A 14,630-nucleotide genomic window follows, 5' to 3' on the forward strand; every position below is an offset into this window, starting at 1 on the left:
CCGGGCGCACTACAATCCCATCCCATCCACGACCTGAACGACTCGCCGCGTCCATGCCCGCTCCCCGCCATGCCCTCGCCGACTTCGTGACCGCCCAGTGGCAGCGCCGCGGCTGGTTTGCCTGGGTCATGCTGCCGTTCTCGCTGCTGTTCGGGCTGGTCGCCCGCGTGCGCCGGCACGGCTACCGGCGTGGCTGGTTCAAGTCCACGCGGCTGCCGATGCCGGTGGTGGTGGTGGGCAACGTGACCGTGGGCGGCACCGGCAAGACGCCGGCGGTGATCGCGCTGGCCCACGCGCTGACCGAGGCCGGCCTGCGCCCCGGCGTGGTGTCGCGCGGCTATGGCGTCGAGCTCAAGCATCCGCGCCGGGTCAAGCCGACCTCGCAGGCCAGCGACGTCGGCGACGAGCCGCTGCTGATCGCGCGCGCCACCGACGTGCCGGTGTGGGTGTTCCCGGACCGCGCGCTGTGCGCGCAGACCATGCTGGTGTCGCACCCCGGCGTCAACGTGCTGCTGCTCGACGACGGCCTGCAGCACTACAAGCTGCAGCGCGATTTCGAGATCGTGATGTTCGACACGCGCATGGGCGGCAATGGCCTGATGCTGCCGGCCGGCCCGCTGCGCGAGCCGCTGACGCGCCCGCGCGACGCCACGCTGATCAATGATCCCAACTTCCGCGCCACGCCCGACCGCCCCGGCGTCTACGGCATGCGGCTGGAGCTGGAAGACGCCTGGCAGCTGAACGACCCGACCATGGCGCGGCCCGTTGCCGCCTTTGCCGGGCGGCGCGTGCTGGCCGCGGCCGGCATCGGCAACCCCGAGCGCTTCTTCGCCAGCCTGCGCGGCGCCGGTCTGTCGCCGAAGACGCTGCCGCTGCCCGACCACTATGACTTTGCCGAAGACCCGTTCACCGGCAACGCCGACGCGCTCGATGCCGACGTGATCCTGATCACCGAGAAGGATGCCGTAAAATGCGAGCGCTTCGACGACCCGCGCATCTGGGTCGTGCCTACCAGGCCGGTGATCGACGCTGGCCTGATCGACAAAATCCGCAGCGCCGTGCTGGCGCATATCAACACCGCACCGACCGCGCAGTCGGCGGCGGCCACGTCCGGCGACGCCGGGCGCAACGAGGAACACCGAGATGGACAACCGGCTGCTTGAAATCCTGGTCTGCCCGCTGTGCAAGGGCAAGCTGGAATACGACCGCGCCGCGCAGGAACTGATCTGCCACGCCGACAAGCTCGCATACCCGATCCGCGACGGCATCCCGGTGATGCTCGCCGACGAAGCGCGCCAGTCGGTGCCGGGCCGTGCCATCGACCCCGACGCGCCGGTGAATGGCAACTGAGCGCCACCGCGGGCAACTGAAGCTAACCAAGCCAGCACCATGACCGTTCCGGCCTTCACCGTCGTCATCCCCGCGCGGCTCGCTTCGACCCGCCTGCCCGACAAGCCGCTGGCCGATATCGGCGGGCGCCCGATGGTCGTGCGCGTGGCCGAACGCGCCCATGCCTCGTCCGCCCGGCGCACCGTGGTCGCCACCGACGCCCCGTCCGTGGCGCAGGTCTGCGCGGACCACGGCATCGAAGCCGTGCTGACCCGCGCCGACCACCCCACCGGCACCGACCGCCTGGCCGAAGTGGCAACGCAACTCGCCCTGCCCGACGACGCCATCGTGGTCAACGTGCAAGGCGACGAGCCGCTGATCGACCCCACGCTGATCGACGAGGTGGCGCTGCACCTGTCGCGCCACGCCGACTGCGCCATCGCCACCGCGGCCCACCCGCTGCACGATATCGCCGAGGTCTTCAATCCCAACGTGGTCAAGGTCGTGTGCGACGCCGCCGGACGCGCGCTGTATTTCTCGCGCGCGCCGATCCCGTGGGCGCGCGACGCGTGGGCGGGTGTGCCGGCCGTGCCCGCCGCGATGGCCCTGGTCCCGCTGCCGGCCATGCCGGTGCTGCGCCATATCGGCCTGTACGCCTATCGCGCCGGCTTCCTGCGGCGCTTCCCGACCCTGGCCGCCGCGCCGCTCGAGCAGACCGAGGCGCTGGAGCAACTGCGCGCAATGTGGCATGGCGAGCGCATCGCCGTGGTGGAAACCGCTGCCGCCCCGGCGCCCGGCGTCGACACCCCGGCCGACCTGGAGCGCGTGCGCGCGCTGTGGGCCGAGTCGATGGCGCAGGACGGGCCCTGATCGCCACCCCACCCTGATCGACAACCTGGGCGCCAGCCACGCCGGCCAGCCGCCCGCTCAGGTTCAAACTGCTGCAACCTGAACCGGGGGGCGGATTTCAGGCCGAATCGGCGCCGCCTCATGGCATAATGCTTGCCGATACAGAGCCGCCCCGGCTGTGCGCCAACGCGCCGCCGGCCAAGGCTCGGTGGGGAGATAAAGATAGAGCCCGACTGGTGCGCCGCGCCGCCATCCCCCTGGCAGCCGCCGCCGGACGTCCGCGTGGGCATGATGTGCCTGCGCCAAATGCCGTCAGTATCCGAACAAGACAGCTAGTAAGTCTTGCGTCAAGTTGCGGCATTACCCTCCTTCTGATCTCCCGCCACACCAGATTCAAAACTCTGAGGACCCGTAAATGCGTTTGATCCTGTTGGGCGCACCCGGCGCCGGCAAAGGCACGCAAGCCAAGTTCATCTGCGAGAAGTTCGCCATTCCGCAAATTTCCACCGGCGACATGCTGCGCGCGGCGGTGAAGGCCGGCACCCCCCTGGGCGTGGAAGCCAAGAAGGTCATGGACGCGGGCGGACTGGTGTCGGATGACATCATCATCGGCCTGGTGAAAGACCGGCTGAAGCAGGACGACTGCAAGAACGGCTACCTGTTCGACGGCTTCCCGCGCACCATCCCGCAGGCCGAAGCCATGAAGGAAGCCGGCGTGGCAATCGACTACGTGCTGGAAATCGACGTCCCGTTCGATGCCATCATCGAGCGCATGAGCGGCCGGCGCGTCCACGTGGCCTCGGGCCGCACCTACCACGTCAAGTACAACCCGCCGAAGGCCGAAGGCATCGACGACGAAACCGGCGAAGCGCTGATCCAGCGCGACGACGACAAGGAAGAGACGGTCAAGAAGCGCCTAGACGTCTACTCCCAGCAAACCCGCCCGCTGGTCGACTACTACTCGGACTGGGCCGCCAAGGGCGACCCCAGCGCCAAGGTAGCGCCGCCGAAGTACCGCAAGATCTCCGGCGTCGGCAACGTCGACGAGATCACCGCGCAAGTGTTTGACGCACTGAAGTAAGCCAGACAATACAACGCAAAAAGCGGCCCAAGGGCCGCTTTTTCTTTGGGGCTGCGCGCTGCGCAGCCGCAGGCGTTCCTACATTGAACCGTGCATATCAAATATCCACCAGATATCAGCACGGGCCAAACCCCCTTGCACAACAACCTCCACCCCGTACAATAGTTGACGTTTACGTAAACGGAAATCAACCCCAAAAGGAGACACCGCAAAATGCAAATCAAAGACAACGTCTTCATCATCACCGGCGGCGCCTCCGGCCTGGGCGCCGGCACGGCAAAAATGCTGGCTGAAGCCGGCGCCAAAGTCATCATCGCGGACCTCAACGAGCAAACCGGCCAATCCCTCGCCACCGAACTGAACGGCCAGTTCATCCGCTGCGACGTCACCTCCGAAGCCGACGGCCAGGCCGTGGTCGCCGCCGCCCAGGCACTGGGCCGCCTGTCGGGCCTGATCAACTGCGCCGGCATCGCCACCGCCAACAAGACGGTAGGCAAGAACGGCCCGCATCCGCTGGATGCCTTCGACAAGACCATCCGCATCAACCTGATCGGCACCTTCAACATGATCCGCCTGGCCGCCGCCGCCATGGTCCAGAACACTCCCGACAGCGAAGGCGAGCGCGGCGTGATCATCAACACCGCCTCGGTGGCGGCCTTCGACGGCCAGATCGGCCAGGCCGCCTATGCCGCCTCCAAGGGCGGCGTGGTCGCCATGACCCTGGCCATCGCCCGCGACCTGTCCCGCGACGGTGTCCGCTGCATGACCATCGCCCCGGGCATCTTTGAAACGCCCATGCTGCTCGGCATGCCGCAGGAAGTGCAGGACGCCCTCGGCAGGATGGTTCCGTTCCCCCCGCGCCTGGGCCGTCCGGCGGAGTACGCCAAGCTGGCCCGCGCGATCATCGAAAACACGATGCTGAACGGCGAAGTGATCCGTCTCGACGGCGCGATCCGGATGCAGCCGAAGTAATCAAGCGCCGGCGCTCAGGCCGCTGCGCCCATCGCGGGCGCCTCGACGCGCAGCGTCAGGCGCCGCACCAGCGCCCACACCGCCGCCGCGGCGGGCGACAGCGAGCGGTCCTCGCGCCGGACCATGACGATGCTGCGCTCCTCGCGCGGCACCAGCGGCCGCCACACCAGCGGCGATGCGGCGGGCAGCGGCAGCGAGAAAGAGGGCAGCACGGAGGCGCCAATGCCGGCCTCGACCATGCCGAACACGCTGGCCGAGTGCCCGAGTTCCTGCACCACCTGCGGCGCCACGCCGTGGCGGCCGAAGATGCGGTCGATCAGCGGCCGGCTGCCCGAGGCAAAGTCCAGCAGCACCAGCCGCATGCCATGCAGCGCCGACCACGGCACCGTGGCCGACTGCGCCAGCGGATGGTCGCGCCGGCAGACAAAGCAGAACGGGTCGGTTGCCACCGGCTCCACCGCCAGCCCTTCGCGCACCAGCGGATCGATCAGCACGCCGAAATCGACTGCGCCGGCGCGGACCTGCTCGAGGCCGTCGGCCTGTACGTTGTCGCGCACAATCAGCCGGATATCGGGGTATTGCGCGGCGCAGGCGGCGACATACATCGGCATCAGCCGCGCGGAAATGGTTGGAGCTCCAGCTATTACGACACGGCCGCGATAGCGTTCGCCTAACTGCCTCGTTTCTTCGAGGGTGTCGTCGAGCTGCCCCAGCAGCCGCTCCAGCGCCGGCACCAGCGCATGGCCGGCATCGGTCAGCACCACCTCACGCGTAGTGCGGTCGAGCAGCTTGACGCCAAGTGCCTCTTCCAGCTCTGCGACGCCGCGGCTGACCGCCGGCTGGGTCAGTCCCACCACCTCCGCGGCGCGGCTGAAACCGCCGCTGCCGGCCACCGCGAGGAAGACGCGCAGCTGGCGCAGTGTGTAATTCATGCAACGACCGGATAAATAGATTCTATAAATGAATTTGCATTCTAGACCCGGCTGGCGTCCAATACTAGGCAAAACCCTAACCAACCGCAGTCATGTCTCGTCTTTTTGCCAAGCTCAAGAAACTTTATGACCTGATCGACGGCTTCGTCCTCGTCATGCTGACCGCCATCGCCATTGCCCTGGCGGCCCCGGAGATCGGCACCGGCAAGGGCCCGCTGCACCTGGGCCTGGTCACCAGCGTGGGCGTGGCACTGGTCTTCTTCCTGCATGGCGCGGCACTGTCGCGTGACAAGCTGGTGTCTGGCGCCAAGAACTGGCGCCTGCATGTGTTCGTGCAGTCGTTCACCTACGTGGTCTTTCCGGTGGTCGGCGCGCTGCTGATGCTGGCCCTGCACAACACGCTGCCGGCGGACCTGCTGCTGGGTGTGTTCTTCCTGTGCGCGCTGCCTTCGACGGTGTCGTCGTCGGTGGCCATGACCTCGATGGCGCGCGGCAACGTGTCGGGCGCGATCTTCAATGCCACCATCTCGGGCCTGATCGGCATGCTGGTCACGCCGGTGCTGATGGGGCTGGTGATCAGCGCCAGCGGCGCCTCGATGCCGCTGGGCAAGGCGCTCACCGGCGTGGCGCTGCAGCTGCTGCTGCCGTTCGCGCTGGGCCAGCTGCTGCGCCCGCTGATCGGCAACTGGCTGGCGAAGAAGAAGCAGATCACCACCAAGATCGACCGCGGCGTGATCGTGCTGATCGTCTATTCATCGTTCTGCGATGCCACCGCACAGGGCCTGTGGCACCAGTATGAGTGGCAGACCATTGGCGCGGTGATGCTGATCGCCGCGGTGCTGCTGTTCGTGGTGCTGGGCTTCACCACGCTGACCGCCCGCCGCATGGGTTTCTCGGTCGAGGACGAGATCACCGCGGTGTTCTGCGGCTCGAAGAAGAGCCTGGCCAACGGCATCCCGATGGCAAAGATCCTGTTTGCCGGGCATCCCGCGCTGGGGCTGCTGGTGCTGCCGCTGATGGTCTATCACCAGCTGCAGCTCATTGTCTGCTCGGTGATCGCGGCGCGCTACGCCAACCGGGATGCGCTGCTGGAGGATCGCGCGGCGGCGCGGGCGTAAGATGGCGCAGTCGTAAGAAAACCGGGGCATGCCCCGGTTTTCTTCGTCCATCCCGGTCACACCGACGGGTTCTTCGACAACGGCGGATTCTTCGCGAAGTAGGCCTTGATCCCGCGCAGGATGGCATTGGCCAGCTGTTCCTGGTGCGCGCTGTCGTTGAGCTTGCGCTCCTCCGCCGGGTTGCTGATAAACGCGGTTTCGATCAGGATCGACGGGATGTCCGGCGCCTTCAGCACCGCAAACCCGGCCTGTTCCACGTGCGCCTTGTGCAGCCGGTTGATGCCGCCGATCTCGCCCAGCACGGACTTGCCGACCTGCAGGCTGTCGTTGATCTGCGCGGTGGTGGACAGGTCCAGCAGTACGCGCGCGACCTGCGCATCCTTGTTGCCCATGTTGGCGCCGCCGATCAGGTCGGAGGCGTTTTCCTTGTTGGCCAGCCAGCGCGCCGCGGTGCTGGAGGCGCCGCGCTCGGACAGCGCGAATACCGAAGCACCATTGGCTTCCGGCGACAGGAAGGCATCGGCGTGGATCGACACGAACAGGTCGGCCTGCACCCGGCGCGCCTTCTGCACGCGCACGTTCAGCGGCACGAAGAAATCGGCATCGCGCGTCATCATCGCGCGCATATTGGGCTGGGCGTCGATCTTGGCGCGCAGCCGGTGCGCGATCTGCAGGACCACGTCCTTCTCGCGCGAACCAGCGGCGCCGATCGCGCCGGGGTCTTCGCCGCCGTGGCCCGGATCGAGCGCCACCGTCAGCAGGCGGCGCATCTTGAACGGGCGCTCGGCAGTCGGGTTGTCGCGCGCGACGGGCGGCACCACGGGGGCATCGGGCTTCGGCACCACCGGCGCAGACGGCTTGGGCCGGGTGGCAACCACCGGCGGCGGCGGCGCGGTGGTGGCCGGCACTTCGCCCTTCTCGTCGAACTTGCGCACCAGCGCGCCGATGGCATCTTCCTCGGCACCGGCCGGGGCGCCGGCGATGCTGTCCGGACCCGGGGCCGGGTCCGAGGTGGCGAAGCGGCGCTGCTTGTCCTCGGTGTCGCGCACCAGTTTCCACAGCGGGTCGGGCGGGTTGACCGGGTACAGGTCGAACACCAGCCGGTTGCGGTAGCTGCCGATCGGCAGCAACGTGAACACCTGGGGCGCCACGTTCTCCTTCAGGTCGAACACCATCCGCACCACGCGCGGGCGGTTCTGGCCGACGCGCACGGTCTGGATATACGGGTCGTTGGGCGTGATCTTGGCCACCAGCTCGCGCAGCGTGGGCGACAGGTCCAGGCCATCGATATCCACCACCAGCCTGTCCGGATCGCGAATCATCTGGTGCACCGCGGACAGCGGCGCGTCGGATTCGATGGTGACGCGGGTGTAGTCCTCGGCCGGCCATACGCGCACCGCGACGATGCCGGCGCCGAACGCGATCTGCGGACCGGCAAGCGTCAGCACGGCAGTGCCCGCGCCCAGCTTCAGCGCCTGCGCCATCCATTTGCGGCGCGCCTGCAGCAGGCCGTCGGGTCCATCGGGGCGGTCGGTGGCTAGTCGCTTGATCAGCATGCGTTCAGCAGGGTAAGTCCAGTGGGAGTATAGGCGCGCAAGGTCGCGATGCGCCGCTCGCCGGCGTCGCCGGCGAGCATTTCGCTGTCGGCCGGCCGTGCCGTGTCCGATTGGAGCAACACGTGCAGGTCGGGTTCCCCCAGCAGGCGCCCCGCCTTCTCCGGCCATTCGACCAGGTTAAAGGCCGGTTCGGCGAAACAGTCGCGGAAACCCGCATCGATCCACTCCTCCGGATCGGCGAAGCGGTACAGGTCGAAGTGGTAGACCGTCAGCGGCGACCCGTCGGCGCGGGCCACCTCGTAGGGCTCGCACAGCGTGTAGGTGGGGCTGCGGACCTTGCCGGCATGGCCGAGCGCGCGCAGCACCGCGCGCGACAGCGTGGTCTTGCCGGCGCCGAGGTCGCCGGACAGCTGCACATGCACCGCGCGCGGCGGCATGGCCTGCACGGTGGCGGCCAGCGCGGCGCCCAGGCGCGCGGTGGCGGCTTCGTCGGGCAGCGTCAGGGTGCGTTCTTCGAGCAAGGGCATTGCGTACAATTCAGGGATGATCGACCCAGCAGTCAAGCCGCCGGCCAGCGCGCCAGGCGCGCACAGTGTTCCCGCAAACGCTCCAGGGCAATCCGGCCAGGCCGGGCACGCCAACCCTGAGGAGCTGGCGGCGCTTGCGGAGTCCATCCGCGCATGGGGCGCCGCGCTGGGTTTTGCGTCGGTGCGCATCGCCGACGTCGATCTTGGCCACGCCGAGCCGGGGCTTCTGGCATGGCTGGAGCAGGGTTATCACGGCGACATGGATTATATGGCGAACCACGGCTTGCGGCGCGCCCGTCCGGCCGAACTGGTGCCGGGCACGGTACGCGCCATCGTGGCGCGCATGCCCTATGTCCCCGCCAGCGAGACCCCGCCGGGCGCGCCCGACTGGCGCCGGCGCGAACTGGCGCGGCTGGGCGATCCGGCCACCGCGGTGGTGTCGCTGTACGCGCGCGGCCGCGACTATCACAAGGTCCTGCGCAGCCGTCTCCAGCAGCTCGCCAGCCGGATCGAGGCCGAAATCGGCAAGTTCGGCTACCGCGTCTTTACCGATTCCGCGCCGGTGATGGAAGTGGCGCTGGCCAGCCAGGGGGGACTCGGCTGGCGCGGCAAGCATACGCTGCTGCTCGACCGCGACGGCGGCTCGATGTTCTTCCTGGGCGAGATCCTGGTCGATATCCCGCTGCCGGCCGATGCGCCCGAAACGGACCACTGCGGCAATTGCCACCGCTGCCTCGACATCTGCCCCACGCGCGCGATCGTCGCGCCCTACCGGCTCGATGCGCGCCGCTGCATCTCCTATCTGACCATCGAGCACAAGGGCCCGATCCCGGTCGAATTCCGCGCGCCGATGGGCAACCGTGTCTACGGCTGCGACGACTGCCAGCTGGCCTGCCCGTGGAACAAGTTCGCGCACGTGGCCAGCGTGCCGGATTTCGACGTGCGCAATGGCCTGGACGCGCCCGACATGGTGGCGCTGTTCCAGTGGACCGAAGACGAGTTCAACCAGCGCCTGGAGGGCAGCCCGATCCGCCGCATCGGCCATGAGCGCTGGCTGCGCAACCTGGCGGTGGGGCTTGGCAACAGCCTGCGCGCCGCGCTTTCCGGCACGCGCGCGGAAGACGCCGCCCTGGCCGCGCGCATCCGCGAAGCGTTGCAGGCGCGGCGCGATTCCGCTTCGCCGCTGGTGCAGGAGCATATCGACTGGGCACTCGCGCAGGGCGAGCCCGCACGCACTAGCTGACCAGGGCCAGCCACAGCGGCGTGGTAACGATGGCACCCACCGTCATCACCGATATCGTGGCCGCCACCATGGGTCCGTTGCCGCCCATGCGCACCGCCAGGATATAGGCGCTCGACGCGGTCGGCAGCGAGGCATACAGCACCACGATCTGGTACTGCAACGCGGTCAGCGGCAAGTACCGGCCCACCAGCCACGCCGTGCACGGCATCGCCAGCAGCTTGACCCCGGTCCACCACGCCACCGGCCCCGCCGTTCCGGTCGCCCCGCTCATCTGCAACCCGGCGCCCACCGTCATCAGCCCCAGCGCGGTCGAGGCCGAGCCAAGCCGGTTCAGCGTCATCGCCACCACCTCGGGCGGGTGCAAGCCCAGCAGGTTGGTCACGAGGCCGCCTGCGGTGGCCAGGATCAGCGGGTTGCGCGCCAGTTCCTTCCACAGCGCGGTCTCGCCGTGCCGGGCCAGCGCCCACACCGCCGCCACGTTGCACAGCGGCACGGTACAGCCGACGATCACCGCCATCAGCGCGAGCCCTTCGCTGCCGCCCAGGCGCGACGCCAGCGCCAGGCCGATGTAAGAGTTGAAGCGAAAGGCGGTCTGCAGGCCCGAGGCAAAGCTCAGCGCATCGGGCTTCAGCACCCACTTGACGGCGTAGCCGCCGGCCATGCCGACGGCCATCGCCAGCAGCGCCAGGCCCAGCATCGCCGAGGTCGAGGAAAAATCAAAGACCGCGGCATTGGTCGACTGGAGCAGCAGCGCCGGGAACAGCACAAAGTAGACCAGCCGCTCCACCCCGCCCCAGAAGGCGCGGTCGAACGGGGAATAGCGCACCAGCAGCCAGCCGATCAGGATCAGGCTGAAGTCAGGCACCAGCAGGAGAGCAGGAGACATTGTCGTTGTTGTTGTAATGGCGAGGGCACGGCGCGGTAACTGCCCGGCGTCCCGTCGCGATCCCGGCCGCATGGGGGATGCAAATAACGGCTGGCGATCTGGAATGTGCAGACTAGGGCAGATACGGATAGGTATTTTTCCAGATTTAGGTCAGCATGGCATGCCAAGTTGTACGCCCTGCCGCCATGTTGTCCCGCATCCGTTCCGCGCCGCCGGGCCCGGACACCCGCCTTCGCTCCCGTTCACGCCCTGGCCTGCCAAGCGGCCTGACCAGCCGCCTGCGCTCGCGCGCGGCCGCCCTGCTGGTGATGCTGTGCACCACCACCGCGGCCGTTGCCATGCCGGCGCGCGCGGTCGAGATGGAGGGAATCCGCTTCGATGACGCCGCGCGCGTGGGCGGCAAGGAACTGCAGCTCAACGGCGCCGCGCTGCGCGCGGGCTTCCTGACCAAGGGCTACGTGGCCGCGCTGTACCTGCAGGAAAAGGCCCGCAATGCGACCGTGGTACTCGGCACGCCCGGCGCCAAGCGGCTACAGTTGCGCATGCTGCGCGAGGCCGAACCGCCCGCCTTTGCCCGCGCCATCCGCCAGGGCATCCGCGACAACCACAGCGAAGCGCAGGTGCAGGGCCTGGCCGCGCGGCTGGTGCAGTTCGAGCGCACCCTGGGCGAGGTCGGCAACGCGCACAAGGGCGACGTGATCAACCTGGACTTTACCCCGCAGGCGGGCACCGTCGTCGCCATCAACGGCACGCCGCGCGGCCGCCCGATCCCTGGCGAAGACTTCTACCAGGCCGTGCTGCGGGTGTTCCTGGGCGACCGTCCGGTCGACCAGGACGTCAAGCGCGGACTGCTCGGCGGATAACGCGGCAGCCCTCCTTTACGCTGCGGCCGCCCTCATTTACGCTGCCGCCGCCGTGCCTGTACCTGTGGCACCGCGACGGTTTCTTTGCTTCCGGGCAGCACCCTGCCCGGACTTCTGACGGGAGACATGATCTCATGCAAGCTGGCAAACTCGCTCTGACCCTGGCCCTGGCCGCGGCCGCCACCACGGCGCACGCCCAGAGCTTTCCGACCAAGCCGATCCGCCTGATTATTCCGTTCGCACCGGGCGGCACCACCGACATCGTCGGCCGCGGCGCCGCCGACCAGATGAGCCGCATCCTGGGCCAGCCGGTGGTCGTGGAAAACCGCGCCGGCGGGGGCGGCTCGATCGGTGCGGACGCGATCGCCAAGGCGGCGCCGGACGGCTACACCATCGGCATCTCGACGGTGTCGACCATGGCCGTGAACCCGGCCTGCAACCCCAAGCTGTCGTACGACCCGATCAAGGACTTCAAGCCCATCACCAACCTGGCCAACGTGGCCAACGTGATCGCGGTGAACCCGAACTTCCCGGCCAAGACCTACAAGGAATTCCTGGCCGTGCTGAAAGCCAACCCGGGCAAGTACTCTTACGCGTCATCGGGCACCTGCGGCTTCGGCCACATGCTGGGCGAGCAGTTCAAGGTCTCGACCAAGACCTTCATGGTCCATATCCCGTACCGCGGCGCGGGCCCGGCGCTGAACGACGTGCTGGCCGGCCAGGTACCGATCATGGTGGACAACCTGCCGTCGTCGATGCCCTACATCAAGGCCGGCAAGCTGCGCCCGCTGGTGGTGGCCTGGAACAAGCGCCTGGACTCGCTGCCGGACGTGCCGACCTTCGGCGAAATGGGCCTGAAGGAGCCGAACGACCCGGCCTGGTACGGCCTGGTGGCGCCTGCCGGCACGCCTGACGACGTCATCAAGAAGCTGAACGAGGCCGCGGTCAAGGCCCTGCAGGACAAGGGCTTCCAGGAGCGCCTGCGCACCGCCGGCGCCGAGCCGTCGGGCAATACGCCGGCGCAGCACGCGGCCGAGATCAAGAAGGAATTCGACAAGATGAAGAACCTGGTGAAGGTGCAGAACATCAAGCTGGAGCAGTAATCCGGCCGCAGCATCGCATTCGCCACTGAAGGCCGCCAGCCAGGGCGGCCTTTTTTCTTGCCGGCGCAAAAAGCACTAGAATCCAGCATCCGCCCCAGCCAGACCGCCATGCCCGCCATATACGATGCCATCCTCCCTGCCCCGTTCGGCAAGGTCGGCGTGCGCACGGACGGCACACGCATCCGGGCCATCGTGTACCTGCCCGGGCACGTCGAGGCACGCGCGCCGGCCGATGCGCAGGCGCGGGAACTCGTGGCCCGGCTCGAAGCGCAGCTCGAGGCCTACTACGCCAACCCCGACGCGCGCTTCGACCTGCCGCTGGCACCGGCGGGCAGCGATTTCCAGCAGCGCGTCTGGCAGGCCATCGCCGCCGTGCCGCGCGGCGCCACCACCACCTACGGCACTATTGCCGGGGCCATCGGCGCGATGCCGCGCGCGGTGGGCCAGGCCTGCGGCCAGAACCCGTTCCCGATCGTGATTCCCTGCCATCGCGTGGTCTCGGCCCGCGGCATCGGCGGCTTCTCCCATCATGCCGAAGATGGTTTCTACCTCGACGTCAAACGCTGGCTGCTGCGCCATGAGGGCGCCATGCTGATATGAGCCCCGTGACACGCACGGCAGCGGCGGACGCACCGCCCGACCTCGCCGCGTCTCCCAGCGATGCCGACGCGGCGCTGGTCGGCCGCTTCTGCGATGCGCTGTGGCTGGAAGACGGCCTGTCGCAGAACACCATCGACGCCTACCGGCGCGACCTGACCCTGCTGGCGCGCTGGCTGCGCCACGAAGGCTGCGGCGAGCTGCCGGCCGTGGACGACAGCGTGCTGTCGGCCTACTTCAACGCGCGCCACACGCAGACGCGCGCGTCGTCGGCCAACCGCCGGCTCGCGGTGTTCCGGCGCTTCTACCAGTGGGCGCTGCGCGAGCACGTCGTCGAGGCCGATCCCTGCCTGCTGCTGCGCCCCGCCAAGCAGCCGCCGCGCTACCCCAAGACCCTGACCGAGGCGCAGGTCGACGCGCTGCTGGAAGCGCCCGACACCGGCACGCCGCTGGGCCTGCGCGACCGCACCATGCTGGAGCTGATGTACGCCAGCGGCCTGCGCGTGTCCGAGCTGACGCAGATGAAGACCATCGAGATCGGCCTGAACGAGGGCGTGGCGCGCGTGGTTGGCGGCAAGGGCGACAAGGAACGGCTGGTCCCGTTCGGCCAGCAGGCTGCCGACTGGCTGCGCAGCTACCTCGCCAGCGCGCGTCCCGCGCTGCTGGCCGGGCGCGCCTGCGACGCGCTGTTCGTCACGCAGCGCGGCGAGGGCATGACGCGGCAGGCGTTCTGGCACCTGATCAAGCGCCACGCGCGCGATGCCGGCGTGCACGCGCCGCTGTCGCCGCACACGCTGCGGCACGCCTTTGCCACGCACCTGCTCAACCACGGCGCCGACCTGCGCGTGGTGCAGCTGCTGCTCGGCCATGCCGATATCTCCACCACGCAGATCTACACCCACGTCGCGCGCGAGCGCCTGCGCGAGCTGCACCAGCAGCACCATCCGCGTGGGTGAGTGAAACTTAGCGACACTTAGCGGCACCATCGCCATGAGCAAGAACAAGCACGTCTCCGAAACCCCCGCCACCCAGTTCCTGCGCAAGCAAGGCGTGGACTTCGGCGAACACCCCTATGAATACGTCGAGCATGGCGGCACCGGAGAATCGGCGCGCCAGCTCGGCGTTCCCGAGCACGACGTGGTCAAGACCCTGATCATGGAAGACGAGCGCGCGCAGCCGCTGGTGGTGCTGATGCACGGCGACTGCTCGGTCTCGACCAAGAACCTGGCGCGCCAGACCGGGCGCAAGAGCGTGCAGCCGTGCAAGCCGGAAGTGGCGCAGCGCCACAGCGGCTACATGGTCGGCGGCACCTCGCCGTTCGGCACGCGCAAGCGCATGCCGGTGTATGTGGAGGCCACGGTGCTGGAGCTGGAGCGCATTTATATCAACGGTGGGCGGCGCGGCTACCTCGTCAGCCTGGACCCGAAGCTGCTGCGGGGACTGGTCGATGCACAACCGGTCCAATGCGCGCTGCCTGACTGAGGCACTGGCCAGGCGCCCCAGTCGCCACCTGGGCGACACCTGGCGACACGCGCATGGCGGCCGCGCGTGCCAATCCGGGAAGTCACGGACGT

Annotated in this window: 16 protein-coding genes; 12 read left to right on the plus strand and 4 right to left on the minus strand. The window is 68.4% G+C overall.

Annotated elements, in window-relative coordinates; all coding sequences use genetic code 11:
• Positions 1–53 precede the first annotated feature (53 nt).
• The 5 genes from lpxK to ACAD63_RS19145 all read left to right on the plus strand — a co-directional run bounded on the left by lpxK (position 54) and on the right by ACAD63_RS19145 (position 4,231).
• A complete protein-coding gene (gene lpxK / locus ACAD63_RS19125) occupies positions 54–1,163 on the plus strand; it encodes a tetraacyldisaccharide 4'-kinase (protein WP_434033160.1) in 1,110 nt (369 codons plus the stop codon).
• Positions 1,144–1,350, plus strand: coding sequence for a Trm112 family protein (locus ACAD63_RS19130; RefSeq protein ID WP_133093849.1), 207 nt, complete (start codon positions 1,144–1,146; stop codon positions 1,348–1,350). Before lpxK ends, ACAD63_RS19130 begins: the two co-directional genes overlap by 20 nt.
• Before the next feature lie 39 nt (positions 1,351–1,389).
• Positions 1,390–2,199 carry a 3-deoxy-manno-octulosonate cytidylyltransferase gene (gene kdsB / locus ACAD63_RS19135; protein WP_434033161.1) on the plus strand — a complete coding sequence of 270 codons (810 nt, stop codon included), beginning with the start codon at positions 1,390–1,392 and terminating at the stop codon, positions 2,197–2,199.
• Positions 2,200–2,593: 394 nt separating this feature from the next.
• On the plus strand, positions 2,594–3,259 hold the full coding sequence (adk, locus tag ACAD63_RS19140; protein ID WP_133093847.1) for an adenylate kinase: 666 nt from the start codon (positions 2,594–2,596) through the stop codon (positions 3,257–3,259).
• A 213-nt stretch (positions 3,260–3,472) separates the two neighbouring features.
• On the plus strand, positions 3,473–4,231 hold the full coding sequence (locus ACAD63_RS19145; RefSeq protein ID WP_133093846.1) for a 3-hydroxyacyl-CoA dehydrogenase: 759 nt from the start codon (positions 3,473–3,475) through the stop codon (positions 4,229–4,231).
• Between the two features lie 14 nt (positions 4,232–4,245).
• Here ACAD63_RS19145 and ACAD63_RS19150 read toward each other — a convergent pair whose 3' ends face one another.
• On the minus strand, positions 4,246–5,163 hold the full coding sequence (locus tag ACAD63_RS19150; protein ID WP_133093845.1) for a LysR family transcriptional regulator: 918 nt from the start codon (positions 5,161–5,163) through the stop codon (positions 4,246–4,248).
• A 92-nt stretch (positions 5,164–5,255) separates the two neighbouring features.
• Between ACAD63_RS19150 and ACAD63_RS19155 the strand changes: the two genes are divergently transcribed.
• On the plus strand, positions 5,256–6,281 hold the full coding sequence (locus ACAD63_RS19155; protein WP_133093844.1) for a bile acid:sodium symporter family protein: 1,026 nt from the start codon (positions 5,256–5,258) through the stop codon (positions 6,279–6,281).
• Positions 6,282–6,337: 56 nt separating this feature from the next.
• On the opposite strand, the gene ACAD63_RS19160 is transcribed toward ACAD63_RS19155, so the two are convergent.
• Together ACAD63_RS19160 and tsaE are read right to left on the minus strand one after the other, a co-directional pair.
• Positions 6,338–7,837, minus strand: a complete 1,500-nt coding sequence (locus ACAD63_RS19160; protein WP_133093843.1) for an N-acetylmuramoyl-L-alanine amidase — start codon at positions 7,835–7,837, stop codon at positions 6,338–6,340.
• The gene (gene tsaE / locus ACAD63_RS19165; protein ID WP_133093842.1) at positions 7,831–8,364 is read right to left on the minus strand and encodes a tRNA (adenosine(37)-N6)-threonylcarbamoyltransferase complex ATPase subunit type 1 TsaE; all 534 of its coding nucleotides are present in this window, start codon (positions 8,362–8,364) and stop codon (positions 7,831–7,833) included. Before tsaE ends, ACAD63_RS19160 begins: the two co-directional genes overlap by 7 nt.
• A 16-nt stretch (positions 8,365–8,380) precedes the next feature.
• On the opposite strand from tsaE, the gene queG reads away from it, so the two are divergent.
• Positions 8,381–9,607, plus strand: a complete 1,227-nt coding sequence (gene queG / locus ACAD63_RS19170; RefSeq protein WP_434033162.1) for a tRNA epoxyqueuosine(34) reductase QueG — start codon at positions 8,381–8,383, stop codon at positions 9,605–9,607.
• Here the strand turns inward: queG and ACAD63_RS19175 are convergent.
• The gene (locus ACAD63_RS19175; protein ID WP_135704576.1) at positions 9,600–10,493 is read right to left on the minus strand and encodes an AEC family transporter; all 894 of its coding nucleotides are present in this window, start codon (positions 10,491–10,493) and stop codon (positions 9,600–9,602) included. The two genes, queG and ACAD63_RS19175, sit on opposite strands and share 8 nt — an antisense overlap.
• Positions 10,494–10,678: 185 nt before the next feature.
• Between ACAD63_RS19175 and ACAD63_RS19180 the strand changes: the two genes are divergently transcribed.
• The 5 genes from ACAD63_RS19180 (at position 10,679) to ybaK (ending at position 14,538) form a co-directional block, all read left to right on the plus strand.
• Complete coding sequence (locus tag ACAD63_RS19180) at positions 10,679–11,356, plus strand: chalcone isomerase family protein (RefSeq protein ID WP_135704574.1); 678 nt, start codon at positions 10,679–10,681, stop codon at positions 11,354–11,356.
• A 134-nt stretch (positions 11,357–11,490) separates the two neighbouring features.
• On the plus strand, positions 11,491–12,459 hold the full coding sequence (locus tag ACAD63_RS19185; RefSeq protein WP_135704572.1) for a tripartite tricarboxylate transporter substrate binding protein BugE: 969 nt from the start codon (positions 11,491–11,493) through the stop codon (positions 12,457–12,459).
• A gap of 108 nt (positions 12,460–12,567) precedes the next feature.
• Positions 12,568–13,059, plus strand: coding sequence for a methylated-DNA--[protein]-cysteine S-methyltransferase (locus tag ACAD63_RS19190; RefSeq protein ID WP_195431745.1), 492 nt, complete (start codon positions 12,568–12,570; stop codon positions 13,057–13,059).
• The gene (xerD, locus tag ACAD63_RS19195) at positions 13,056–14,012 is read left to right on the plus strand and encodes a site-specific tyrosine recombinase XerD (RefSeq protein WP_195431748.1); all 957 of its coding nucleotides are present in this window, start codon (positions 13,056–13,058) and stop codon (positions 14,010–14,012) included. Before ACAD63_RS19190 ends, xerD begins: the two co-directional genes overlap by 4 nt.
• A gap of 34 nt (positions 14,013–14,046) precedes the next feature.
• Positions 14,047–14,538, plus strand: coding sequence for a Cys-tRNA(Pro) deacylase (ybaK, locus tag ACAD63_RS19200; protein WP_135704566.1), 492 nt, complete (start codon positions 14,047–14,049; stop codon positions 14,536–14,538).
• The last annotated feature ends 92 nt before the right edge of the window (positions 14,539–14,630 follow it).

It is taken from the genome of Cupriavidus sp. a3, assembly GCF_051015765.1.
GTDB classification, from domain to species: Bacteria; Pseudomonadota; Gammaproteobacteria; order Burkholderiales; family Burkholderiaceae; genus Cupriavidus; species Cupriavidus oxalaticus_A.

Coding starts and splice junctions, on each gene's coding strand:
- lpxK (WP_434033160.1), top strand. CDS start 54: ATGCCCGCTCCCCGCCATGCCCTCGCCGACTTCGTGACCGCCCAGTGG.
- ACAD63_RS19130 (WP_133093849.1), top strand. CDS start 1,144: ATGGACAACCGGCTGCTTGAAATCCTGGTCTGCCCGCTGTGCAAGGGC.
- kdsB (WP_434033161.1), top strand. CDS start 1,390: ATGACCGTTCCGGCCTTCACCGTCGTCATCCCCGCGCGGCTCGCTTCG.
- adk (WP_133093847.1), top strand. CDS start 2,594: ATGCGTTTGATCCTGTTGGGCGCACCCGGCGCCGGCAAAGGCACGCAA.
- ACAD63_RS19145 (WP_133093846.1), top strand. CDS start 3,473: ATGCAAATCAAAGACAACGTCTTCATCATCACCGGCGGCGCCTCCGGC.
- ACAD63_RS19150 (WP_133093845.1), bottom strand. CDS start 5,163: ATGAATTACACACTGCGCCAGCTGCGCGTCTTCCTCGCGGTGGCCGGC.
- ACAD63_RS19155 (WP_133093844.1), top strand. CDS start 5,256: ATGTCTCGTCTTTTTGCCAAGCTCAAGAAACTTTATGACCTGATCGAC.
- ACAD63_RS19160 (WP_133093843.1), bottom strand. CDS start 7,837: ATGCTGATCAAGCGACTAGCCACCGACCGCCCCGATGGACCCGACGGC.
- tsaE (WP_133093842.1), bottom strand. CDS start 8,364: ATGCCCTTGCTCGAAGAACGCACCCTGACGCTGCCCGACGAAGCCGCC.
- queG (WP_434033162.1), top strand. CDS start 8,381: ATGATCGACCCAGCAGTCAAGCCGCCGGCCAGCGCGCCAGGCGCGCAC.
- ACAD63_RS19175 (WP_135704576.1), bottom strand. CDS start 10,493: ATGTCTCCTGCTCTCCTGCTGGTGCCTGACTTCAGCCTGATCCTGATC.
- ACAD63_RS19180 (WP_135704574.1), top strand. CDS start 10,679: ATGTTGTCCCGCATCCGTTCCGCGCCGCCGGGCCCGGACACCCGCCTT.
- ACAD63_RS19185 (WP_135704572.1), top strand. CDS start 11,491: ATGCAAGCTGGCAAACTCGCTCTGACCCTGGCCCTGGCCGCGGCCGCC.
- ACAD63_RS19190 (WP_195431745.1), top strand. CDS start 12,568: ATGCCCGCCATATACGATGCCATCCTCCCTGCCCCGTTCGGCAAGGTC.
- xerD (WP_195431748.1), top strand. CDS start 13,056: ATGAGCCCCGTGACACGCACGGCAGCGGCGGACGCACCGCCCGACCTC.
- ybaK (WP_135704566.1), top strand. CDS start 14,047: ATGAGCAAGAACAAGCACGTCTCCGAAACCCCCGCCACCCAGTTCCTG.